The sequence below is a fragment of the Ignavibacteriales bacterium genome (assembly GCA_016700155.1).
Lineage (GTDB): Bacteria > Bacteroidota > Ignavibacteria > Ignavibacteriales > Ignavibacteriaceae.
This window is the reverse complement of sequence record CP065001.1, coordinates 581,313-606,246: the sequence shown is the minus strand read 5'-3', so window position 1 is coordinate 606,246 and position 24,934 is coordinate 581,313. Positions and strand designations below refer to the sequence as shown.

General features: G+C 36.7%; 22 protein-coding genes, 1 tRNA gene and 1 rRNA gene. 2 read left to right on the top strand and 22 right to left on the bottom strand.

What is annotated here, in order from left to right:
* Nucleotides 1–45: 45 nt before the first annotated feature.
* From IPM56_02455 to IPM56_02435, 5 genes are all read right to left on the bottom strand, one after another.
* Nucleotides 46–119, bottom strand: a tRNA-Ile gene (locus tag IPM56_02455).
* 98 nt (nucleotides 120–217) lie between these two features.
* A 16S ribosomal RNA gene (locus IPM56_02450) occupies nucleotides 218–1,761 on the bottom strand.
* 299 nt (nucleotides 1,762–2,060) lie between these two features.
* Nucleotides 2,061–3,488: an SLBB domain-containing protein gene (locus IPM56_02445; protein QQS36839.1), complete on the bottom strand. Its 1,428-nt coding sequence runs from the start codon at nucleotides 3,486–3,488 to the stop codon at nucleotides 2,061–2,063.
* Between the two features lie 23 nt (nucleotides 3,489–3,511).
* Nucleotides 3,512–4,525 (bottom strand): dTDP-glucose 4,6-dehydratase, encoded by a 1,014-nt coding sequence (rfbB, locus tag IPM56_02440; protein ID QQS36838.1) that lies wholly within the window; start codon nucleotides 4,523–4,525, stop codon nucleotides 3,512–3,514.
* Nucleotides 4,526–4,540: 15 nt separating this feature from the next.
* Nucleotides 4,541–5,263, bottom strand: coding sequence for a hypothetical protein (locus IPM56_02435; GenBank protein ID QQS36837.1), 723 nt, complete (start codon nucleotides 5,261–5,263; stop codon nucleotides 4,541–4,543).
* A 282-nt stretch (nucleotides 5,264–5,545) separates the two neighbouring features.
* Here IPM56_02435 and IPM56_02430 point away from each other — a divergent pair, with 282 nt between their 5' ends.
* Nucleotides 5,546–6,433: an NAD(P)-dependent oxidoreductase gene (locus IPM56_02430; protein QQS36836.1), complete on the top strand. Its 888-nt coding sequence runs from the start codon at nucleotides 5,546–5,548 to the stop codon at nucleotides 6,431–6,433.
* Between the two features lie 271 nt (nucleotides 6,434–6,704).
* Here the strand turns inward: IPM56_02430 and IPM56_02425 are convergent, their stop codons facing one another.
* The 15 genes from IPM56_02425 to IPM56_02355 all read right to left on the bottom strand — a co-directional run bounded on the left by IPM56_02425 (nucleotide 6,705) and on the right by IPM56_02355 (nucleotide 22,112).
* Nucleotides 6,705–7,844: a phospholipase D family protein gene (locus IPM56_02425; GenBank protein ID QQS36835.1), complete on the bottom strand. Its 1,140-nt coding sequence runs from the start codon at nucleotides 7,842–7,844 to the stop codon at nucleotides 6,705–6,707.
* A 215-nt stretch (nucleotides 7,845–8,059) separates the two neighbouring features.
* Nucleotides 8,060–8,428 (bottom strand): hypothetical protein, encoded by a 369-nt coding sequence (locus IPM56_02420; GenBank protein QQS36834.1) that lies wholly within the window; start codon nucleotides 8,426–8,428, stop codon nucleotides 8,060–8,062.
* A 2-nt stretch (nucleotides 8,429–8,430) separates the two neighbouring features.
* Nucleotides 8,431–8,946, bottom strand: coding sequence for a hypothetical protein (locus IPM56_02415; protein QQS36833.1), 516 nt, complete (start codon nucleotides 8,944–8,946; stop codon nucleotides 8,431–8,433).
* Between the two features lie 815 nt (nucleotides 8,947–9,761).
* On the bottom strand, nucleotides 9,762–10,505 hold the full coding sequence (locus tag IPM56_02410) for a DUF1460 domain-containing protein (protein ID QQS38206.1): 744 nt from the start codon (nucleotides 10,503–10,505) through the stop codon (nucleotides 9,762–9,764).
* Between the two features lie 140 nt (nucleotides 10,506–10,645).
* The gene (dnaB, locus tag IPM56_02405; protein ID QQS36832.1) at nucleotides 10,646–12,076 is read right to left on the bottom strand and encodes a replicative DNA helicase; all 1,431 of its coding nucleotides are present in this window, start codon (nucleotides 12,074–12,076) and stop codon (nucleotides 10,646–10,648) included.
* A gap of 5 nt (nucleotides 12,077–12,081) precedes the next feature.
* The gene (locus IPM56_02400) at nucleotides 12,082–12,816 is read right to left on the bottom strand and encodes a uracil-DNA glycosylase (protein ID QQS36831.1); all 735 of its coding nucleotides are present in this window, start codon (nucleotides 12,814–12,816) and stop codon (nucleotides 12,082–12,084) included.
* Nucleotides 12,817–12,853: 37 nt separating this feature from the next.
* Nucleotides 12,854–14,062 carry a bifunctional phosphopantothenoylcysteine decarboxylase/phosphopantothenate--cysteine ligase CoaBC gene (coaBC, locus tag IPM56_02395; GenBank protein ID QQS36830.1) on the bottom strand — a complete coding sequence of 403 codons (1,209 nt, stop codon included), beginning with the start codon at nucleotides 14,060–14,062 and terminating at the stop codon, nucleotides 12,854–12,856.
* Nucleotides 14,063–14,178: 116 nt separating this feature from the next.
* A complete protein-coding gene (locus IPM56_02390) occupies nucleotides 14,179–14,469 on the bottom strand; it encodes a DNA-directed RNA polymerase subunit omega (protein ID QQS36829.1) in 291 nt (96 codons plus the stop codon).
* A complete protein-coding gene (gene gmk, locus IPM56_02385; GenBank protein ID QQS36828.1) occupies nucleotides 14,470–15,048 on the bottom strand; it encodes a guanylate kinase in 579 nt (192 codons plus the stop codon).
* Between the two features lie 3 nt (nucleotides 15,049–15,051).
* Nucleotides 15,052–15,927: a YicC family protein gene (locus IPM56_02380; protein QQS36827.1), complete on the bottom strand. Its 876-nt coding sequence runs from the start codon at nucleotides 15,925–15,927 to the stop codon at nucleotides 15,052–15,054.
* A gap of 161 nt (nucleotides 15,928–16,088) precedes the next feature.
* Nucleotides 16,089–16,799: a T9SS type A sorting domain-containing protein gene (locus IPM56_02375; GenBank protein ID QQS38205.1), complete on the bottom strand. Its 711-nt coding sequence runs from the start codon at nucleotides 16,797–16,799 to the stop codon at nucleotides 16,089–16,091.
* Nucleotides 16,800–17,321: 522 nt separating this feature from the next.
* The gene (locus tag IPM56_02370) at nucleotides 17,322–18,548 is read right to left on the bottom strand and encodes a PQQ-like beta-propeller repeat protein (GenBank protein ID QQS36826.1); all 1,227 of its coding nucleotides are present in this window, start codon (nucleotides 18,546–18,548) and stop codon (nucleotides 17,322–17,324) included.
* Nucleotides 18,549–18,860: 312 nt separating this feature from the next.
* Entirely contained in the window at nucleotides 18,861–20,861 is a 2,001-nt protein-coding gene (locus IPM56_02365; GenBank protein QQS36825.1) for a BamA/TamA family outer membrane protein, read from the bottom strand.
* Between the two features lie 50 nt (nucleotides 20,862–20,911).
* Entirely contained in the window at nucleotides 20,912–21,523 is a 612-nt protein-coding gene (locus IPM56_02360; GenBank protein ID QQS36824.1) for a hypothetical protein, read from the bottom strand.
* The gene (locus IPM56_02355) at nucleotides 21,510–22,112 is read right to left on the bottom strand and encodes a L,D-transpeptidase (protein QQS38204.1); all 603 of its coding nucleotides are present in this window, start codon (nucleotides 22,110–22,112) and stop codon (nucleotides 21,510–21,512) included. Before IPM56_02355 ends, IPM56_02360 begins: the two co-directional genes overlap by 14 nt.
* Nucleotides 22,113–22,302: 190 nt before the next feature.
* Between IPM56_02355 and IPM56_02350 the strand changes: the two genes are divergently transcribed.
* Complete coding sequence (locus tag IPM56_02350) at nucleotides 22,303–23,466, top strand: CapA family protein (protein QQS36823.1); 1,164 nt, start codon at nucleotides 22,303–22,305, stop codon at nucleotides 23,464–23,466.
* A 44-nt stretch (nucleotides 23,467–23,510) separates the two neighbouring features.
* Here the strand turns inward: IPM56_02350 and frr are convergent, their stop codons facing one another.
* Both frr and IPM56_02340 read right to left on the bottom strand, forming a co-directional pair.
* Nucleotides 23,511–24,065, bottom strand: a complete 555-nt coding sequence (gene frr, locus IPM56_02345) for a ribosome recycling factor (GenBank protein ID QQS36822.1) — start codon at nucleotides 24,063–24,065, stop codon at nucleotides 23,511–23,513.
* Between the two features lie 32 nt (nucleotides 24,066–24,097).
* Nucleotides 24,098–24,817, bottom strand: a complete 720-nt coding sequence (locus tag IPM56_02340; GenBank protein ID QQS36821.1) for a UMP kinase — start codon at nucleotides 24,815–24,817, stop codon at nucleotides 24,098–24,100.
* Between the last annotated feature and the right edge of the window lie 117 nt (nucleotides 24,818–24,934).

Sequence of the window (24,934 nt, the reverse complement as noted above, 5' to 3'; positions counted from 1 at the left end):
GGTTTTTAGGGGATTTGATTTCACTTAACGCACAACCCTAAATAGTGGGCCTGAGTAGAATTGAACTACTGACCTCACGCTTATCAGGCGTGCGCTCTAACCATCTGAGCTACAGGCCCTTAAATCTTAAGCCATTGCTCAAGCTCAGTAAGTAATTAAAGAACATTAAAAGAAAGAGTGAGTAACCAGTCTAGTTAAGGCTTCAGATTACTCTTAGAAAGGAGGTGATCCAGCCGCACCTTCCGGTACGGCTACCTTGTTACGACTTAGCCCCAGTCACCGGTTTTACCTTAGACAATTCCCTCCTTGCGGTTAGGATACTGGCTTCGGGTACCCCCGGCTTCCATGGCTTGACGGGCGGTGTGTACAAGGCCCGGGAACGTATTCACCGCGGCGTGCTGATCCGCGATTACTAGCAATTCCAACTTCATGGAGTCGAGTTGCAGACTCCAATCCGAACTGGGGATGCCTTTAAGGGATTGGCTCCACCTCGCGGTTTAGCAACCCATTGTAGCACCCATTGTAGCACGTGTGTGGCCCTAGGCGTAAGGGCCATGCGGACTTGACGTCATCCCCACCTTCCTCGCTACTTGCGTAGGCAGTCCTATTAGAGTGCTCAGCATTACCTGATGGCAACTAATAGTAGGGGTTGCGCTCGTTGCGGGACTTAACCCAACACCTCACGGCACGAGCTGACGACAGCCATGCAGCACCTGTACAAGCGCCATTGCTGGAAGGGTACTTTCATACCCGGTCGCTTGCCTTTCAAGCCTAGGTAAGGTTCTTCGCGTTGCATCGAATTAAACCACATGCTCCACTGCTTGTGCGGGCCCCCGTCAATTCCTTTGAGTTTCAACCTTGCGATCGTACTCCCCAGGTGGAATACTTAATGCGTTTGCTGCGGCACTGAACCTTGCGGCCCAACACCTAGTATTCATCGTTTACAGCGTGGACTACCAGGGTATCTAATCCTGTTTGCTCCCCACGCTTTCGCGCCTCAGCGTCAGTATCGAACCAAGAGACCGCCTTCGCAACTGGTGTTCTTCCAGATATCTACGTATTTCACCACTACACCTGGAATTCCGTCTCTCTCTTTCGTACTCAAGATCTGCAGTATCAATGGCAGTTTCCCGGTTAAGCCGGGAGATTTCACCACTGACTTGCAAACCCGCCTGCGCGCCCTTTACACCCAGTAAATCCGGACAACGCTTGCCCCCTACGTATTACCGCGGCTGCTGGCACGTAGTTAGCCGGGGCTTTCTCTGAGGGTACAGTCAAATCATAACCCTTACGAATTATGAACATTCTTCCCCTCTAACAGGAGTTTACAATCTTACGACCTTCATCCTCCACGCGGCGTTGCTGGGTCACCCTTCCGGGCATTGCCCAATATTCCTCACTGCTGCCTCCCGTAGGAGTCTGGACCGTGTCTCAGTTCCAGTGTGGCTGATCATCCTCTCAGACCAGCTACTGATCGTTGCCTTGGTAGGCCGTTACCCTACCAACTAGCTAATCAGCCGCAAGCTCATCCATTGACGTTACATTGCTGCAACTTTAACAACATCATCATGCGATGCCGCTGCATCATACGGTATTAATCCCGCTTTCGCGGGGTTATTCCAAATCATTGGGTAGATTGCTTACGTGTTACTCACCCGTGCGCCACTTTAATCAAGATATTGCTACCTCTTTCTCGTAGACTTGCATGTGTTAAGCACGCCGCCAGCGTTCGTCCTGAGCCAGGATCAAACTCTCCGTTGTAGAGTTTAATTATTTTGTAATCTTGGCGTTTAGACGCTTAGTTGAAACCATTTAACTGACTGGTTAAATGCACTCACTCTTTCAAAGAACTTGTTAAACCTTCATAAAAGAAGGGCTTGAAATTTACTTCGTCTGATGAATAATGTCAAGAGACTGATTAACTAATTACTAAATTTATTTTTGAATTAATTAAAATTTCAAACTTTCGAAGAACAAATTGCTAAATTAAATTAGCCTTGCTAAAATATATTATATTTTTTTAATGTCAAGATTTTTTATAAAATTTTTCCAATCAAATTCTATTTTCCCAACTGAATCAGTAAAAGTATTATTGTAGCCGCACTGCCTACTATTCCAAGGTAGTTTCCAACCGCCTGCACATAATAATTAAATGAATGAGAAGATGATCTTGGAACCCAGATAAAATCACCATCCTCTATTTGAACTTTATTATCCTCAAGCGATATCCATTCTCGTGATGAATGTTTGATCAGCATTATTTCATCTTGCGCATATTCGCCAACACCTCCAGCTTGATCCAAATAGTATGAGTAGTCTTTCCCATCAATAAATTTTATTTTTCCGGCATTCCTAACCTGACCGAAAACATAAATTACATTTTCCTTCTGCGGAATGAATATAATATCACCATCTTTAACTACATATGTATTTGATGAATCATTTAAAAGGTTTTGGAAATCAACAGAACCTGTCTGGTTAACAAGTCTTATATAATTCTCGAGGAAAAAATATGCTGTGTCCTCTTCTGTAATGTTAGACATTCTGTACATTAACCGGTTCTCGAGTTCCATAAATGCTTGCAGCAATTCTTCATTCTGCAAAAAAGAAGATTGATTAATTTTTATACCGAATTGTTTTTCTAACAACACCTGTAAACTATTTCCTGCAAAAAGTCTGGCTCTTTTTAATGAGGCATTCTCTGTCAATCCACCGGCGGAGTAAATAACATCCCTAAGTGAGGTTGAATTTTTCGTTATCGGAATTTCTCCAGGTGAATTTACTTCCCCATAGACAGATACTTTAAAATCCTTCTTCTGTGTTTCAACAGCTTGAATTATAATTCTATCACCTCGCTCCAGTTTGATATCATCATTCACATTTACTATTTCTGAACTCATTGTTTGACCATCGTACGAGAGCCTGGAAATTTCGGCAGTTGTTATGTCCCTGTATGCTGGATTTAATCCCATTGCGAGTTTGATGGCTGTGCCAAGCTCATCGCCATCCACAAATGCATATTTCCCAGGTCTGTTTACAGCACCTGTAATACTGAAAAAATTTCTTTCTGTGTCCACAGCTGGAAAGATGATTACATCATCATTTTTGAGGTAAGGATTATTTGTCAGGTTACCGTCGATGTGATACATCTCCAGATCAATTTTTATTTCTTCTCCGTTGTTTCTTAGTAACCTGATATTCCTCATTGAATATTTTTTCAGTTCCGTATTCACTTTTTCAAGCATAACGGGATCTGAAATGTTTCTCAAACTAATCTCTTTTGCTTCGGTGTGGATTCTTGTTATGAATTGGTCAATTCTTTCTGTAACAAAAGCAGCAAATGTTCCGGTAACAATAAAATCACCCCCCAATGTCACGCTGATTGACTGCATACCAAGATTGGATCTTGAGTAAAGGTCATCCAACGTCTGAGCATTATATGATTTCATTATCATCAGGCAAAAGAAAACAACTAAAGACTTTTTCATTTTATTATTCCGATCTCGTTCTATTATTTTAAGCTGTACTGAGTTTCATAATACTTAATGTACTCGCCTGATAAGATTCTCTCCCACCAGGGTTTGTTGGCAAGATACCAATCGATTGTGTCTTGAATAGCCTGCTCAAATGTGAATTCAGGTTTCCATCCTAATTCATTTTGAATTTTAGATGAATCAATCGCATATCTCCTGTCGTGACCCGGACGGTCTTTTACATATTCAATTAGACTTTCATCTTTCTTCAGATGTTGAAGGATAAGCTTTATGATTTCTATATTCGGCATTTCATTGCTTGCACCGATATTATATACTTCACCAACTTTTCCATTTTCAAAAACAAGGTTTATTGCTTTGTTATGATCAATTACATAAATCCAGTCACGGACATTCATTCCATCCCCATAAACAGGGAGCTTTTTGCTGTTAAGGCAATTTAACGTCATTAGTGGTATAAGCTTTTCAGGAAATTGATACGGTCCATAATTATTTGAACATCTTGTAATTACAACAGGCATTCCAAAGGTATGATAAAACGAAAGCGCCATCATATCTGCCGAAGCTTTACTTGATGAGTAAGGACTGTTTGGTGAGAGCGGTGTCTGTTCAGTGAATAAGCCATCTTTACCAAGACTTCCATAAACTTCATCGGTTGATACCTGCAAAAACTTTTCAACTTCGAAACGGCGGGCAGTTTCCAGCAAAACATTTGTTCCCATCACATTAGTTCTGAAAAATACTTCTGAACCAAGTATGCTTCTGTCAACGTGAGATTCAGCAGCGAAATTAATTACATATTTTATTTTGTAATACTCAAACAAATATCTAACAAGCTCAGCGTTTGTTATATCGCCTTTAATAAAATGATAATTCTTTTTTCCCTGTGATGGAATTAGATTTTCAAGATTACCCGCGTAAGTAAGTTTATCTAAGTTGATAATATTATAATCATCCCTTTCGCCAAGAATATGGTTGATATAATTACTGCCAATAAAACCAGCTCCGCCTGTTACAAGAATATTTTTCATAAACTCCTTAATAAATTAGAATGAGAAGAATCCGAGGAATAATCCCGTTTGTATAAAAAAGCTGTTTCCGTTTAACTTTGATGGCACGTTTACCAAATCGCGTCCGTTATCAACTTCCCAGCTATCACCAAAAGTTAATTGATAACCAGCGCCTACACGCAGTACAAAAAACCTGTAAACGGGAAAATCAATATTTATTGTAGGTGAAACGAACCAGTAATTATTTTTCATGTTTTTATATTCAGAACCTGTTGTGCTTGTGCCTGACCAAATTGAATTCCAGTCTTCGGATCCGATACTTTTAAAATAGTCAATCGTCAAACTACCCGCGCCAATGGCTGTTCCAACCGATATACCGATATCCTTGACAACAGGCAAAGTATATTCAATTGTTAAAGCTCCGCCGCCTAAAGTATAAACTACTTCTTTATTAAAACCGTCGTCAAAAGCGGATTGAGATGTTGAACCGCTGTAACCAAAACCACCAAGTCTCAAATTTTTAACAACGCCGATATAAATAAATCCTGCGCCGCCGGATGCATAAAATCCTGATCCTGAAAATTCAGGGATATTATTCTGAACTAATTTTTCATTTAACTGATCCAGTTTCGGAATGTACCATGCCGGTGTATATCCCCCGCCTCCGCCGAAAGGTGCGTCAAAAAATTTTGCATCCTGGGAAAAGGCATGCTGATTCAGTAATAAAAATAATATTGCGGCAAGTATATTTTTTTTCATCAAATTCATAGAAATAATTGATAAATTTAACAAAGGCGGTTAGAAAAACCAAGGTTCATTAACTGCTAGTAGTTTCCTAATTTCACAATTAGTCATCCTGATGGCATTGCCTTTCGGGATCTATCAAACTAAGAAGATTCTGAAATAAATTCAGAATGACAGATTGGTAATTTGAATCTATAAGTAAAATTAGGACACTACTTAACAACTATTTAGAACGGCACAAAAATAATCTTTTAATCAAAAAAATAATAAGGGATAATTCCTGACCAAAAATTGTTTATGAAAATTTTAATCACCGGCGGAAGCGGTTTATTGGGACAATATCTCAACGTATTACTTTCTGTAAAACATAATTTGCTCACTTTATACAATTCACATCCCGGCAATTGCACTCAATTCAATAATTTTAAAGTTGATATAACCGATCACAAGTTTCTTAAAGAAATATTCAATCAGTTTAATCCTGATGTGGTAATTCACACAGCAGCGGTTTCAACCCCTGCACAGGCTGATAAACTGACCTCGAAATATGTTTTTGATGTTAACGTAAATTCAACAAACCACATTGCTGAACTATGTGATGTTTATGGTTCCAAATTGATTTACACCTCCACCGATCTTGTATATGCAGGATACAGAGGTTCAATGCTTGATGAAAATGCAAAGTTAATTCCCGCATCATTGTACGCTGAAACAAAACTTGTAGGCGAGCAAAAAATAAAAGAGACATTTAATAATTACATCATACTCAGAACAGCTCTTCTGTTTGGTTTCGGGATGAACCACTCAACAAATCATTTTCATAAAATGTATGAATCGTTGAAAGCAGGAAAAGAGGAAAAATTATTTTATGATCAATTCAGAACGCCACTATCACTATTTGAAGCCGCAAAAATTATTAATGAATTAATTGAACTTGACGTACCTACTGAAACCATAAACTTCGCCTGTAAGGAAAGATTATCAAGACTCGAAATTGGCGAAAGACTTTGCGATGCTGCCGGGTTTGATAAAAACCTGCTGATTAAAACCTCAATGTATGATTCCGGTGATAACCAGCAGGTTGCCGATGTTTCAATGAACACAAATAAACTTCAGTCTTTCGGGATAAAACTAAGATCATTCGATGAATCACTTGCCGAGATTCTGAAAACAACTCCGGCATAATCATATATTTTATGTCTAATTGATTACCTTATGATATTTGGCGGAGTCGAAAATATAACCGACGAGTTATACCGACCGTACTCATCCGGTATAACAACGCCGGGTAGAAATTTTATTGAATCACTTAGGGTTAGTTTGTAGAAGATTGGAATGATTGAGGCTCATCCCATTGGGATGAGCCTTGATTTATCTAAGAACTTATTTTTTGTTTAGTGTGTAGAGTTTGAAAACTGTTTTTTTCTTTTTACAGTATTGAAAAGACATTAGGCTACTATTTATAATTATTATCATACCATTTCCAAATTGCTCCATCTAATTCAGCCAAATTTTTTGCTGGGTAATTTTTGTATTCGCTAATTGCTTGCCTAAGTTTTAAAGATAAATCTATGTACTTTGAACCTTCACTCGACTTTCTCGGTGAACGGAATTTATTAAAGCGTAACCAGGTTTCAATAGGTTTATTAACTAATGGGTAAAAATCCGGATAATAGTGACATAGTATCTCGGTTAACCAAGCGCCCCTAGTAGGATTATTTTTCTTTGCGAGAAAATCAATTTCCCTTTTAACTAAATTGTCTCTTTCAGCAATACTTATATCCTGATGAACAGTTAGAATCTTATATAATGAATTACAAACCACTTGCCAATTTCCATTTTTACCTTTGATCTGAAAACCTTGTCCTTGGAATCTTGATTTATGATATCCCCATATATTCATTAGTTTATAATAAAAATCGAGGTTGCTTATTTTGTTTGAAGCACATTTTTTTATTAGAGATAAAAGTCTGCTTTTAATTAATGAAAAACTTTTCTGTTGTTTTCTTCTTGATTTAATTGATTCTACTATCGATTTGCCTTTTGGCAAATTGAACGTGATAATTCGCGGTGGTACTGAATGTTTACCTTTATAGTTTCTTTTAATTTCGTTGTAACCTGCAATCCAATCGTTTGATATGGGAGACGAAAGCCGTTTTATCTCGTGAATCCATTTTTTTAATCTTCTATATTCGATTTCATCGATTTTTAGAAAAACATTTACTTCATAATTTGTATCAAAAGCAGCTTGAGTTAAATTGGAAGATCCTATTATTGCATAATAATCTTCATTGTTCTTTCGCCATATAATTACTTTGGGATGGAATCCATTTGTGAAATCAGCGGCGCAGAAATCACTTTTAAAATATTTTGGTAACCATTTTAATACTTTATAACAAGCTTGCTTTTTTGTAATGCCGAAGTCAGTTCCTATAATTAAACTGAATGCCTCACAATTATTATTAAGTGGCAAATCAATATCCCAGTTCGTTAGATAAGCAGTTACTATTAAAATTTCGTTTCCTTCTTTAAAAGCTTTTTTGTAATAATCCTTCAAAGATTTTTTTTCGCTATTTGGGTGAAGTATTATATCCATATTGGTTTCATATTATGTTAGACTAACAACGTGGTTTTTAAGCCGCCGCCCAAAACAGTAAAGCAGTACTAAAAAGCCAACGCCAATAATTATATATTAATTCATTTTGTTAACTACATTCAAGGAGCAACTAACTTTTGTAACACAAACCTATTTTCACACAAATACCGTTACGTTAAAAGCGGTCGGCCTTGAAAAACTTGTTATATGCGATATTAAAAAGGAGAATCATCATCATCGCCAAGGCTAGTTAATATATCATCTAATGCTTTATCAACACCCATAGCTTTTCTTCGTGCGTTATTATATATCTCTTTAAATACTTGATAAGAATTTTGAATATCATTTTTCAGATCATAATCTACTGTTCGTTCTATTAAAGTTCCTTCTTCATTATAAATTGTTAAGAAAATATCTAATGAGGTAGGATCTTCTTCGGAAGTATGAGCAGATATTCTTATTGTATATTTAGCGAGAGTAAGTTGAAATATCCCTTCTTTATCTGTTTGTTCCCAATCTAATTCGCCTTTAATACTTCTTGAAGAAAGTTTTTCAACTAAAGTGATGAGCTTATTTTTTTCCATTTTTATGTCCCAATTTTATTTCTAATTTCAATTAAAACTTCTGTTAATTTATCTGCTTGAAGCGCAATTATTTTATTTAATTTATCAACATTATCTGGTTCTTTTTTATGAATAATTGCAAAATCAACTTGTTCTTCAATACTTTTCAAATTTTGAATTGCAGACTGAAGTTTTCGCATTTGTTCAATTGATAGTTTATCATTACTAGATTTTATACTAATAAGTGATTTACGTAAAGAAGTATATCTTTCTGGTAATATTTCCCAAGCTCTTTGACGATGGAGACGTTTAATTTCGTCCATCGAAATAATTGCAGCGGAAAATTCAATAACAGTATCGGTTCTTTGAAGGTCCTCTCTTAATTTCAAAGATATTACTTGTGCGAGCTCAGCTGCATTTTTGGATTGTCTTACTTTAATAAATGTTATTACAAATCCAATAATTGTAATAATTAGTCCAAAGATACTTGCTAAATCACCAAGACTATATTTTTCAAGTAATATTTTTAAACTCTCCATTCAACTCTCATTTGAGCATATAACTTATACTTATCCCGCCACCATTCAGTCTAACATTCCGGCGGCTGGCATGTTAGATTACAAATAAAATATCTGTTTCAAATTAAATTCAAAATTTTCTTCGGTATAACATGACTTATATTAAAGAATGTTATCCCGCAAAAAACCTTTCGCTTCTTTCATCTAACTTCTCGCGTAAAATATTTTCTCCCGACTCGCTTTCCACATACAAGCACAACCTGTACAACTGCCACAAAGCTCTGCCCCGGGATTCTGGATTATGGTAACTGGGGCGCACTATAAATTCAATAGCAACTTAATGCAATGGGAAACAAAGGGCAAATGGATAATGGATGAGGTATGATGTGTGATGGATGATGGAATTGTTGAATGAGAGAAACGGGGAAATTGATTTAAGGCGGAGGAGAAAAGAATGGGAGAATGGGTGAAACGGGGAAAGGGTCGTTCGGTATAGTGCAGTTGGAAAGTAGGTTCAATTATGAATAAGTTTTTTCAGACATAAACACGGTATAACAATTTTAATTCTATTTCCGTCTGCTTCAGCAGACGGATGAATATAAACAGGTAACACCGGCTTTAGCCGCATTATAAATTTTAGAATGTGACTAAAGTCAATACAATACTGTTCACTCCTCCGTCAGTTAAAACTAACGGCAATAAATATTATAACCAGAAAAATTAGTGACAGATTTATTAATGTTTTTTTATCAGTGGAGATCATAACCATCATAAAGCACTGCTATTACCCGCTGATCAGTGTACCATTAAACTTCTTACTTTGTGTATTAAAGCCGCTACTCCGCAGCCCTTACAACAATTATCCCCGTCATTCCTTTGTTTGACTTGAGATAATCGACAAGAGTTTTTTCAGTCAACTGGACTTTCAGGTTTTTATTTGGCGCGTGAAGAATATGTGTTTTACCGCCCTCCGTTTTTACCGCAAGCCCTGCGTGACTTACATCCAGCCCTTCTATAGAAGTTGTAAAAAATATTATATCACCGGAGTTGATCTTGTTCTCAAAATACCCGACCCTGCTTTTAGGAATGTAATAATGATCTCTCCTTGTTATCTCCATTTCCTGTTTTTGTATTTCAGAAACAAACCCGGGATTGTCTTTAAGATGTTTATAACTCTGCGGGTGCGTTGACATAAAGTTAAACCTGAATCTTGTTTTTTCTCCGCCTATGTCATCAGTTACATTTGTTACAATACCCTTTTGTTCGTTATCATAAATCCAGTCGCTCATATAATGAAGGCGTGAAGGATATTCATGGATTACCCCATCGCGATAACGTATCAACTGCAATTCATTTTGAAAATCTTCAAATGAATATTTTTCTTTCTTTATACAACGTGAAAGCGCGAGCACATTTTCAATGAAGGTTGTGCAATCTAATCCTGAAAAATTAATTACAAGCTGTTCAACGCTGTCTTTCTCAAGCGCGAATGCTTCATAAGGTGTACCGATAAACGACTCACCAACTTTAACCATTATCTCATTCAAAGGAAGCGAATGCAGCGAACTATCAACAGCCATTCTAAATTTTGAATCACATATCACAACATCGTTATCAGAAAATGACTGAGAAATTAAAAGTGAATTAACTGATATGCAAATGGTAATGATGAAAACAGTTTCAAAAAATTTAACATTCAAAATTCAACACTCAACTTTATTTAAATGATGTCCTCGCTGGTAGGAACGACGGAGTATTCTTCGATTTGCCTTATACGTTCAAGATTTTCAAACCGCGCGTATTCTTTTATGAACGCGAGTCTTATTTCACCAACCGGACCGTTACGCTGTTTTCCGATTATCACTTCCGCAACTCCTTCGGTTGAGCTTCCGTCATCACTGAAATTTTTTATTCCATAGTATTCAGGTCTGTTAAGGAAAAGAACAACATCAGCATCCTGTTCAATTGATCCTGACTCTCTCAGGTTTGAAAGCTGCGGACGTTTGTCTTTACTTTCTTCAACTGCACGGTTCAACTGTGCGAGTGCTATAACGGGTATCTTCAATTCTTTTGCAAGTGCTTTAAGTGAACGCGAGATGTGTGAAATTTCTCTCTCGCGGCTTTCAACTTTTGCGGGTCCCTGCATCAACTGAAGGTAATCGATAATGATCATCCCGATGTCTCTTTCAGCTTTCAGCCGTCTTGCCTTAGCTCTTATTTCAAGTATTGATTGAGCGGGAGTATCATCAATGTAAATCGGTGACTCAATAAGTTTGTGTGCGTTGCGGCTTAACTTTACTCCTTCATCTGGAGGAAGTTTTCCTGTTCTCACAAGATGCGCGTTTATTCTTCCTTCAGCACAAAGCATACGAATGACTAATTGTATCGTTGCCATTTCAAGACTGAATACAGCTACAGGGACTTTATGATCGATGGCTGCGTTACGCGCAAGGTTAAGAGCGAAAGCTGTTTTACCCATTGATGGTCTTGCCGCAATTATCACAAGATCGGATTTTTGAAAACCGCCGAGCAGTTCATCAAGTTTGTAAAACCCTGTTGGTACAGCAAAATCTTTTTTAGTGTTTGAATGGATGGATTCAAAATACTCAAGAGCTTCCCGTACGGCTCTGTCCATCCCGACAAATGTTCTTTTAAGATGTGATTCGGTTATTTCAAAAATTTTCTTTTCAGCATTATCCAGAATATCAAACGCATCTTCAGAACCTTCATACGCAGAACGTGCAATGTCATGAGCGCTTGAAATAAGTCCGCGAAGAATTTCTTTTTCAACAATTATCTTTGCGTGAAATTCAATATTAGCTGCTGAAGAAATATTCTGTGAAAGTTTACTGAGGTAAACTGCGCCTCCAGCCAGTTCAAGCTGATCCCGTTTTTTTAATTCTTCATAAACTGTAACTGTGTCAATCGCTTCACCAATATCGAAAAGGTGCATCATAGCTTCGTAAATAAGTACGTGTGGACGATGATAGAAACTGTCAGGCTTCAACAATTCCAATGCTTTTGATACTGCATTCTTTTCAATCAGCATCGCGCCAAGAACAGCAGCTTCAATTTCAGGAACTGCGGGCGGTTTTACATCCGCAGGAATTATAGCGGGAACATTATTTTCTTTTGTGCGTGACTTTGCCATTACAATTATTTCATTTCGTCATATAATTTTTTGAACTGCTGAACATCTTCCCAGCAGCCTTTTTTCCAGTTGGGATTTCTCAGCAACGCAGCCGGATGATATGTTACCATTACCTTTGCATTATGAAATTCAAAAACTTTCCCGCGCATATTACCAAGAGATTCTTTCTTTTTCAACAAACCAAATGAAGCTGTTGTACCAAGGCACAAAATCGCTTTCGGATTTATCAATTCAATTTGTTTTTTAAGATACGGGAAGCAGGTATCAATCTCATCATTCAACGGAACCCTGTTGCCGGGCGGGCGGCATTTAACAATGTTTGCTATAAAAACTTCTTCTCTTGAAAAATTAATCGCGGCAAGAATTTTTGTAAGAAGTTCGCCGGCTCTTCCCACAAATGGTTCGCCTTTCAAATCCTCTTCCGCGCCGGGACCTTCGCCAACTAACATAACTTCTGCATTTGGATTTCCTTTACCGAACACAAAACTTTTTCTAGTTAACCCTAATGCGCATCTGGTACAGTTGCAGATAAGTTCATTCAACTGAGTTAATGAAGTAGAAATTTCCCAGTCTTCTTTAACAGATTCAAAAAGGTTTTCTTTATCATCTTCATCAGATAAGTTTTTATTTACGACTTTTGTTTTCCTGATATCTAATTTCTCCTGTAAAAGTTCATCGCCAAAAATTTCTTTCTGATCGAGTAATGCCTGAACTATTTGTGATTTAAAATTATCCTTCATTATACCGTTAACAAGTAAAAAGTTTTTTGAAATGATTTCAAAGAGTCAGTAACTCTGATAGTATTTTATTTGCTGCCTGGAATTTTGACATAAGCGGCAGGCTGATCTTTTGTCCTGATTTTTTCAAAAGAGTAATTTTATTCGTATCAAACTCAAACCCGCTTTGTTTATCGTTAAGCGAATTGAGTACAACCATATCAAGATTTTTTGAACCGAGTTTTTTCTTAGCGTTTGCCAGTTCATTATTTGTTTCAAGTGCAAAGCCGATAACAATTTTATTTTCTTTATTCAACCCGGCGAGGATGTCATCTGTTTCTTTAAGTTGAATTGAATTTAATCCCTGTTCCTTCTTGATCTTTCCTGTAGAATATTTGGAAGGTTTGTAATCGGCAACTGCGGCTGACATGATCAATACATCATTTTTCTTAAACTCTTTTTCAACAGCTTTTTTCATTTCATCTGCTGATCGAACTTTTAGAGATTTTATTTCAGGATAATTACTCAACGAAGTCGGTCCGGAAATGAGTGTAACATCGGCGCCTCGTAAGTAAGCGCTTTTTGCTATTTCAAATCCCATTTTACCGGAGGACCTGTTTCCGATAAACCTTACCGGATCGATATCTTCAAAAGTCGGTCCTGCTGTAACTAAAATCTTTTTGCCGGCTAAATCTTTTTTAATTCCTGACAGAACAATTTCTACGGCATCAATGATCTTATCAACTTCGGGTAATCTTCCTTTACCTTTTAGTCCGCTTGCAAGTTCACCTTCTTCAGCGTTGATAATGAACGCGCCATATTTCTCAAGCTCTAAAATATTTTTTTGTGTAATTGGGTTTTGATACATATCAACATCCGCCGCAGGAGAAATAATCAGCGGACATCTTAATGCTAACGCAAGAGTAGTAAGCGCATTATCCGCAAAACCGTGAGCAAGTTTTGCGACTGTGTTTACAGTTGCCGGCGCAATGAGCATTACGTCAGCCCATAGTGCGTAATCAATATGCCAGGTTGAAAGATCAGTTCCATCCTTTTGTGAAGGCGGAAACATATTCACTATAACTTTATTTTTTGATAGTGATGAGAGAGTCAGCGGGGTAATAAATTCACCTGATGAAGGAGTCATAACAACTTTTACTTCGGCGTTTCGTTTAACAAGTTCACGAACTATTAGTGCGGATTTATAAGCAGCGATGCATCCCGTTACACCAAGAATAATTTTTTTACCTGACAGGATGTCTTTTTGCATGATAAGTCTTTGAATTTTTGTTAAAGTATAAAATAGATTCACAACGTCATTAAAAGAAGATTCCGGGACAAGCCCGGAATGACATCATGAAATAATTTCCTTTTAGAAATTATTAATTATTTTTTGTAATAGTACTCTAACTTTCCGTCGAGTAATTCTTTAAGAGACTGAATATGCGGTTTGTCTCTCTTTTCAAAATCAGCGGCAATTTTTAACTGAGCCGGATTTTCAATGTCTTCACTTTCATCATCACCGGCAGCAACAGGTATTGTGCTTACCAATGCGTTGAATTCAATCTTCGTCTCATCGTTCACCTGACGCGCGCGTTTAGCTGAAGCAATTATAGCTTCATAAACGTTAGCAGAATGTTGATCCAGTTCCCGTAAATCGATCGGTTGGATAGCCATTTATTTCTTCTCCTTGGTTATTATTTTTTTTATCAAACTTTTTGTTTCTTCAAATGCCTTTTCAAGATCTTCGTTATAGATAAAATGATCGAACTTATCTTTAAGGCTTAATTCCATTTTTGCGCGTTCAATGCGCTTTTGAAAATCTTCCTCTTTTTCAGTATTCCGGTTTTTCAGTCTTTTTACAAGTTCATCAAAACTCGGGGGGAGAATATAAATTAATTCTGCGTCAGGATAAATACTTTTTAATGACAACGCCCCTTTGACGTCCAGTTCTAAAAGAACAGTTTTCCCGGTGTTTATATTCTCATCAATGTAATTTTTGAAGGTTCCGTAGTAATAATCGTAAAACCTTTCCCATTCAATGAACTCATTATTTTCAATTTTCTGTTTGAATTCTTCTTCGCTTAGAAAAAAATACTCAACCCCCTTAGTCTCATTAGAACGTTTTTTTCTTGTAGTTGCAGAAACAGAAAAAACTATTTCAGGAAAAGTTTCAAGTATATGTTTTACAATTGTTGTTTTTCCTGTTCCGCTCGGTGCGGAGACTGCTATTATTGCTCCTCTTTTCTGTTCCAACTATTACTCAAGGTTCTGTATTTGTTCTCTGATTTTTTCAATTTCTTCTTTCATCATAACTGCGTTGTGGTTTATATCAGTTGAAATAGTCTTTGATGAAATCGTATTTGCTTCCCTGTTCATTTCCTGGCAGATAAAGTTGAGTTTTCTTCCGGGTTCACCGTCGTTTTCCAGGCTATCTCTGAAAAATTTAATGTGGCTTTTTAATCGTACACATTCTTCTGTTATGTCGGCTTTATCTGCAAGTAAAGCAAGTTCAAGGTCCAATCTTTCCGGTTGAATTGAAGTATCTTCAATAAGCAGTTTTACTCTTTCCTTCAGCTTAGCGTAGTATTCAACTATTCCTTCTTTCATTGCGGCTTCAATAAGAACGATTTTTTCTTCGATAAAAGAAAGCCTGTTCATCATATCTTTTGCGAGTTCTTTACCTTCATTCTTTCTCATCTTAAGCAGTTCATTCAATGCTGAATCAAGAGCTTTTTTTACGAGAGTGAATTCATCTTCAAGCAATTCAACATCCGGAGTTGAAAAAATATCTTTTGCTGAAAGTATATGTTCAAGTTTTATTTTGTCGGTAAGCTTCGCGGATTTTTTCACATCCTTAAGTAGAGCGAGATAATTTTTCAACTTTGTTTTATCGAGCGAAAGAACATCTTCGCCTGTTTTATTATTCTTTACTGAAAGAACCACCGTAAGTTTACCACGGGAAATTTTATTCCTTATGAACTCTCTTAACTCATACTCTTTTACAAAAAGTGATTGTGGAATTTTAAGAGAAAGTTCGAGGTAGCGGTTGTTAACACTTTTAACTTCTGCCTCTGCAATAAGTCTTTCATTTTCGGCAATTCCTTTGCCGTAGCCTGTCATACTAGAAATCATAATATCCGCAAGTTTTGGGTTGGAAAATTAACGAATTTTGAACTGCTAACCAAAGAATGAATGATGTGCTAAAGTGAGGTTCACCTTTGAGGTGAACCTCACTTTTTATGAATTTTGTTTTTATTTTTTTACGATGTGGGCTTTCTGATCAAATGATTACATCACTTAATCATCAACATCTTTTTAGTTGACAGAAACTCACCAGTTCTTAATTGATAAATATATGTACCACTCGCAAGCGTAGATGCGTCAAAATTAACAGTATAGTTACCCGCAGTTTTTGATTCATTAACCAATGTTACAACTTCACGACCGAGTAAATCAAACACTATTAGTGATACTAATCCATCCGTTGGAATTGAATACTGTATGTTTGTTGTGGGGTTGAATGGATTAGGGTAATTCTGTTGCAATGCAAGATCATTTACATTTTGTGATTCTATAAATTCTTCTTCTAACCCCGTTCCTTGTGTTGTAACTACATTTGTCGAACTTGTTTCACTCTCGGATATCAATACTGCTGTGACATAATAATTTAAACTCGCACCTGTTGGCGAAATATTATATTCGTCATCAACGTATTCAAAAACGTTATTAGCTGTTGAAGCAATATGAGTGTAATTACCGACTGCTACCTTTCTGTATATTTTATAACTATCTATTGCTTCATTTGGGTAGGGTCCCCATACAATTTGTGGATGGTTTCCTGTTTGAGATGGGATTAATGCTAAACTGTTTTCCCAAAAATATGGAAAGCTAGATGTCTGACAAAAACTTTGACCTTTAATGTTAAAAAATTTAATGCAACATCCATTCTCAAGTTCATTCCAATTTTCACTATCAGGATCATTTGCATCATCATCACCTGACATTAAATAAAATTTATCCTCATTTTTCTCGAATTTAAGCCAGATGTCCTGGCAATGACCGTTGCAGTTTGAATATGAACTATAATTCATATCTCGGTAATCAATGTAAAAAAAAGCATTACATTCGTATACGAATAATTTGTATAATCCATATGCATAAGAATTTGTTCCTTGAATATTATCCAAATTAACCATTCTAAAATATGGCCAATTATAGTTGTTGAAATTCGTGTTATTAACATTTTGAATAAAATTTGATCCTTGAATATAATGTGCTATAGCATCAGAATAATAACTTGGGAAATTAATTGTAAATGGACCGGGTGGCGTTATTAAATCGCCGCCACCCCAAAATGAACCAACAACATTCATTCCATAACGCACAGTTTCTGTTTCACCTAAGCCACGAGTTGCAATGTATATTTCACCGACACCCCAGCCTAAATCCTCTTCCCCACTTTGGGCAATTAAAAAATTCGGGATTATTGCCATAAAAAAAAGTATAACATTAATTTTCATTTTGTCTCACCTTATGATATAATAATTTTTATTATTATTTGAAGGAAGATATAATCTATCATTAAAAATTGCAGGTGAACTACTTAGAGTACCATAACTGGAATCATTCAATATCCATTTGACATCACCATTTCTACTAAATGCAATTGTTCTTAGGGATTGTCCTATTACACTCAAATATAAATTACCATCTACGTCGTTAACTAGCGAAGAACTTAAGAACCCATCAATTGGGAATTTCCATCTTAGGTTCCCCGAAATATTAATAGAATAGAGTGTATCAGTAGCGAAGTAGAGGTTACCATATTTGTCAAGTGTTGCCTGTTCGTCTAAGGGCCTACTTAATGGAAACTGCCATCTTTTATTTCCATTCTGATCAAGTGAGACAAAAAAAACATCTCCAGTTGTATCCGCAAATTGGAAATAAATATTTCCTTCACAATCTATTAACGAGCCAATAACGCTTCCATTTAATAAACTACTCGTTACAATTCCAAAATGCCATTTTATTTTGGGATTAGTTATATCTATTGCTGTTAGAGCTGAGCCCGCTCCACTAATATACAACGTCAAGCCATCTGGTGAAAAAGATAGATCATTTGCGAAGCTAAGGTTTAACGCTGATGAAAAATCAGGATCGGAGATTGAATTAACCAAGTTTCCAAATCGATTAATAATTTTTAATCGATTTTCAAATCCATCTAAGAAATAGAGATTTCCAACTCTATCCATCGAAAATAATTTCATCGTCTGATTTTGATAAGGGTATTCCCATTTTAATGAGCCATTTGGATTGATAGCAACCAATGCTCCCTGCCCTAAATAATAAATTGTTCCATCCTTACTGCATATTGGAGCGGTCCACGACCTACCCCCTTCACTTGAAAACCACTTCATTTGACCGTCAATGCTATAAGCAAAAAGCCCACCGTTGCTTCGATCTGATGAAGTAAAATATATAACCGAATCACTACTAATTGCGAAACCAGAATACAATTCTGGCGTAGTAATAACTGTTTCTAATATTCCCAATTGCGGTCCCAACCCTTTACTCCTTCCTGTATTCTGCGGATCGTGATGATTCATAGGCCAGGGACTATCGGCTAAACTTGGCCAGGGAATATCTTCCTGCCAGCCGGGTGGATTATTCTTTGGTGGTGGAGCAATTCCATCTTCTTTACAGCTTAGTTGTATTATTATTACTACAAGTATCAATAAAAATGATCTTTTCATTTTTTGCCTCAGTGCTAATGAGTGTTGTTAAAACTTAAACAATATTTGTTTTTGTTACCGCATAGTTTTTCTCTCCTTTTTTGTAATGCTGGTATTGCGAAATGATATCAGATTTCTCTGGGTTCGCCATCGAAATGACTGATTGCTGTTTGCCTTGAATGCCGGGATTTTTACTGACATACTCTAACCCCCATTAAATCAATTTTATTTACTTGCTGTAATAAAGAAAAAAAAAAATGAAAGAAGCAAATTATTTTTAGTTGCCGAAGAGCAATGAATGAAGGGTAAGAAGTGTAACGAAGACTGAATTATTTAGAACGCTTCACCTATCCCAAATTGTATTTCCAGATTTTTCCAGTAGTTCTTGTTGAAAATAAATTTGCTATCAGCCGGATCGTAAAGTTTAAGTCCAAAGTCTATTCTGAACGGAGCTATTGGTGAGTAATAACGGAAACCGAATCCTGCGGCTATCGCAATCCTGTCGAACTGGAATTCTTTATAACTCAGCCATGTATTTCCAAGATCAACAAACAGAGCCGCGCCTATTTCATTTGTAAATTTATGTCTCTGTTCAATTGAACCTTCTATTACAAAAGTTCCGCCTTTAACATTCACTCCCTGGTTAAATTCACCAAGCACACTTGGCGCACCTTCCGGAACAAGTTCATTTGCTCGCCAGCCTCTTAATGAATTACTGCCGCCAAGATAAAACGTCCGGTTGATAGGCAATCCTGAGTAGTCACCAAAGAAAGTATGTAGGTATCCGACTTTTGATTTCAAGGCTACCACTGAGTTCCTGTTCCTGCTAAGATTAATATAGTTGACATTCGTAACCTGTATCTTATAAAACAATGCACCGTCATAATCATCGCCGGATAGTTTAGCAAAAAGATAAGGAAGTGAATTTGCCTCTTCTACCTGGAAAGTAAGAGTATAACCTTGAGTAGGAAAAAGAAGGTTATCAATTGTAGTTGAGCCGAAGTCCGCACCTATTGCGGATAAGAGTTTTATAGAAAGACTATCATTGAGTGTCCTGTAAACTTCATTGCTTACTTCAACATTATAAAAAGCGCTGAGAAAATTGAAGAACGTAAACCTCGGCAGCTCGAACTCCATTGTAATCTTGGAACCATAAATAGTGTTATTGAAATTCCGCTGTTTATTAATAGTTGCATAGTTTGTCCAGCTTCCGAAAATCGGTTTGCCGAACAGAAATGGCTGATCGATCGTTATTCTTGAATCCACAAAACCAAGCAGTGTTGTATCGCGGAATGAGAAATCTTTTATCAGGCTGCCGGGATTTATGTGAAAAATATCCTGCACACCGAATGAAGTGCTTACGGTAAGTTTCCTTGCGCCGCCAAGAAAATTCTTTTTTATATATGAAGCCGCAAGACCCACGTTGAAATCATTCTGCTGATTATTCATGATTATTTCAGGTGAAAGTTCATGAAGAGGACCAATGTTGCCTTCCAGCTTTAACGGGATTTTGTCTTTATAAAGATTTTCATCAGAAGTAGAAAGAACAATAGAATTGAATAGTCCGGTGCGGAACAGGCGGTACTGGCTTTGCCTGATATTTTCAAGACTATAATAGTCACCCTTATTAATATTTGTTATGTCTTTCAGAAGATCATTCTCAACAAGGTCAGCGCCTTCACCCTTCTTTTCGATAAGCAATGTATCGATGATGTATCTTATACCAGTGTGGAAATAAAGATCAACATCAACTTTATTAAGTGAAGTATCCTGAGTTACAAGCACACTATCTGTCCTTGCAAGCATAAAGCCGGTATTTTGAAGATGCAGCATCGAATTAGATAAGCCGTTCTGTAAAACGTCCTGGCTGAACCTTTGAGTTGAATCAAACTCAAACTCCCGCCATACATAAAAAACCCTTGAGTCAGGAACCGGTTCAAGTCCATGAAAATTTATTACGTTATATGTAAACTGAGCTCCTTCAAATATGCTGTATTCCAGATCGACTCTTTTATCTGTCGTATCGACATAATATGCATAAGCAAATGAAGATTCAAAAAATCCGTTCGCGCTGTAGTATGATTTTAATGCCGCAAGGTCTGTTGATATATTGGATGAGTCAAAATAAATAGGACCGCTTCCAAAGGGTGTGAAGGAGTTTAAAAATTGCCAGAACCATCCCGGTGATTCCTGTGAGTAAATAATTTCAGCAAGTGTGGATTGGGAAATCTTATCCTGTCCGTTAAACGAGATTGAGTTTAATTCGTATTGATCTTCCTGTGCTGAAAGAAATGAAAAAGTTATTAGAAGAAAAAGTAATGTTTTATTAAACATCCGTTATCAAATTAGGTGATAATTATCTGTAAGGTATATTAGCAATACTGTCACTCCAATTCAATATCTTCGTCGATCAATGCAAGATTCGGATAATCATTACGGAATGTCTTAATAAAAAAATCTTTGATCTCCGGGACATCTGTATCAGGGGAAAGAAACAATGATACCGGCTTTTGAAGATCAGCAATAAGATGTGCGTAGTAAATTTTTTGTTTGCTGAAATCCACTACGTATGAGAATATTTCACCGCCGCCGCTTCCCATAAAATAAAATAGTGAATTATAGTAAAGCAGATCGTAATCAAACCCGGGCAATTTTATAATTTTTGTTTCGCTCTCTTTGAAGGAACCCGGCAACAGATCGGATTTATACTTTGATTCAAAACCAGAACCGCTCTGAACCATAAGATTAAAATTTATACCCCATACATCAGGTGTAATCGTTTCTGTCATAACTGCAAACTGGTTAGATGAATCGGTATAGAACCCCTTTATCATGTTCTGAACATTTTTACCGTAAAGATTTTTAGCCTCTTTCATCAAAGCTTCCGGTGATGTGAGATCGCTAACCGGTTTGATTTCTTCTTTCTTTTCTTCACCGCAGGAAAAAAGAAGTGCTGACAGAATTATTACAACGAAATAATTTTTATTTAATGACAACTTTAGTTCCCACTCCTGTTATTGAAAAAATCTCATCAATATTTTCATTGCTCATCGCTACAGAACCATCAGTCCAGTTGTAAACAAAAGGAAGATTTTTAAATATATAGTTCAGCCTCCCGATTCCATGAATGCCGATATTACCGCCAAGCACTTCATTGTAATCCGTGCATCCTCCATAGTAGTACTGGAACCGGAGGTCATCAAATTCTTTTTGTGTTATTAGTCCGAGCCTTAACACTTCAGAAGCGTCATCAAGATTCGGATAGTTCAACCTTAAAAATTTATGATACTGGTGCAAAGTGTCAACGGAACATATCTGGTATTCACCAACGGGAGTTGCATAGTCATTCGCCCTGTTTTTTTTCTCGTTAATATTTTTTCCAAAGCTTACGCGGTAGGATTTTATCAGAACTGTATCTTCATACAAACTAAGCTGAAAAGATTTTCTGTCAATCACAATGTTTGGGTTTTTCAAGATGCGGTAACCCTTATCCAGCATTGCTTTCTGCAAAGTTACCTCGCGCATGTTAAGAATGACACCGTAAACAACCACCCCAACCAGGAACACGGCTATACCGCTGGTCATGTAAATAACATTCCTGAAAGTATTTTTATTCAGATATTCTGAGACTTCTTTATCTATACCGGGGATCCTGAACTTTTTTAAATCCATATTTTTATTGACGTTCAGTAGTCATTTATTGGGGTAAATTGCTTTTCGGGTGTTAAATTTACGCAAAAATTCTTAATTATTTGTTGCGAATAAAACATTAGTGATGGGTTTATTAAACAATTTTATGATGAGTGCGGTAATTTCCGTTATCATTCTTATTTCAGCATTATCAGTGGATGATGTTCTCTGCCAGATAAAAATCAAAGCAGTAGGCGATGTTATGCCGGGATCAATAACTCCAAAAAAAATTCTACCTCCTGACAATGGAAAATTTTTTATTGATTCAATCGGACAATATTTATCCGACGCTGAGATAATTTTTGGAAATCTTGAAGGATCATTTATTCTTGATGGAATGAAAGCTGACAAATGCTCTGATGAATCCCGAGAAAAAGGTATCTGTTATGAATTCGGAACTCCGGCTGAAATTGCTCCTGTATTGAAAGAACTTGGTTTTACTGTTATGAGTCGTGATAACAATCATTCTGAAGACTATGGTGAAGAAGGATTTAAATTCACATCCTTCCTGTTAGATGAACTTGGTATTCAATCAGCGATGAAAAGAAATTTTGCTGAAATAAAAATACACCATCAAAAAATTGCACTGGTAGCATTCGGATACTCGGAAAATTCATACAACATTTCAGATTTAAAAACTGCTGATTCAGTCATCTCAATTTTAGATAAGAATTATGAGTTGATCATAGTTTCATTTCACGGAGGCGCAGAAGGAAGAAGATTTCAAAAAGTAACCGGTGAAACTGAAATTTTTCTTGGTGAGAACAGAGGTAATGTTTCAGCATTTGCAAAGTGTGTTATTGATGCCGGTGCTGATTTAGTGCTTGGACACGGACCACACGTACTTAGAGGAATAGAACTTTATAAGAATAAACTCATCGCATATTCACTGGGAAATTTTTTAACCTACGGCAATATGAATATCAGAGATGAAAACGGGATATCAGCAATTCTTGAGGTCAGGATTGATACTTCCTCCGGAGATTTTTTAAGAGGAAAAATAATCCCTGTTAAACAGATAGGCAGCGGCTATCCTGTTTATGATGTCAATCTTTCATCAATCAGTATGATAAAAAAATTGAGCAATGAGGATTTTCCCGATTCTAACCTGGAATTTCTTTTATCAGGCAGTTTTTATTCAAATGATATTGCTGCATCTCCGCTGCCGTTTCAATTTCCTGAACCCCGAAAATTTATTATGCGAGAAGTGACTTATAAAACTTTAAATGAATTGAACACGGACAAATAAAAAAAGGGATCATAAGATCCCTTCATATAAAAATATTTTTTTGATCAGACTTCCATTATTTCTTTTTCTTTATGCTTGAGAACATCATCAACTAATTTTGTGTGTTCATCGGTTAGTTTCTGTACTTTATCCTCTGCATCCTTAAGCTGATCTTCGGTAATCTTCTTGTCTTTGTGTTCACGCTTCAGATGTTCATTAGCATCTCGTCTTACATTTCTAACTGCAACTTTTGTATCCTCACCGAATTTCTTAACCAGCTTTACCAGTTCTTTTCTTCTTTCCTCATTGAGTAATGGAATGGGAATCTTAAGATTGGTTCCATCACTTACCGGGTTTAACCCTATGTTCGCTTCAAGAATTGCCTTATCAACAATATTAACCATGGATTTATCCCACGGCGTAAATGAAAGAGTGTGTGCATCAAGTACTGTGAGATTACCTACCTGTGAAAGTGGAGACATTGTGCCGTAATAGTCCACCTTAATACCGTCAAGCAGTGCGGTTGTAGCTTTGCCTGAACGTATCTTTGCAAGCTCGCCGCGCAATGCATCAATTGATTTATCCATTCTGGATTTAGCATCTTTTATTGTTTGTTCCATTGCTATACCCTTTTAAAGTTTAATTAGAAATTCTATTTATCGCGTATTACTGTACCGACGTTCTCACCTGAAACAAGTTTAATAAGATTTCCGGGAATATCCATATTAAACACAATCATGGGAAGATTGTTTTCACGGCACAGGCTGACTGCGGTCATATCCATAACTTTAAGATTTAATTTCAACACATCAAGATATGATATATCTTCAAACTTCAGTGCTTTAGGATTTTTTTCAGGGTCGGAATCATACACACCATCTACACGTGTGCCTTTTACAATCGCATCGGCTTCTATTTCAACTGCTCTGAGCGAGGCTGCAGTATCAGTACTGAAATACGGATGCCCGGTACCGGCACCAAAAATTACTACTCTTCCTTTTTCAAGATGTCTTATGGCTCGTCTTCTGATATATGGTTCTGCGATCTCTTCCATTTTAATAGCACTCATAAGCCGTGTATAAATTCCCTGGTTCTCAATTGCATTTTGCAGTGCTAATGAATTAATCATTGTCGCGAGCATTCCCATCTGGTCCCCGGTAACTCTGTCGATACCTTGTTCACCGGCACTTAATCCTCTATATATATTTCCACCACCTATAACAATCCCAAGTTGAACACCAATTTCTTTTATCTTTTTAACCTCTTCAGCAAAAAAGGTAAGCACCTTATGGTCAATACCAAAACCTTTTTCACCCATTAATGATTCGCCGCTTAATTTAAGGAGTAATCTTTTGTATTTCAGTTTAGTCATAATTTTCTTTTTGATTGGCTATTACTATTTGTATTTCCCTAATGTTGATTTTAATTAATTATAAATACAAATAACAGGCGGATTAAATATAAAAAAAGGTCTTAATAAATTTAAGAC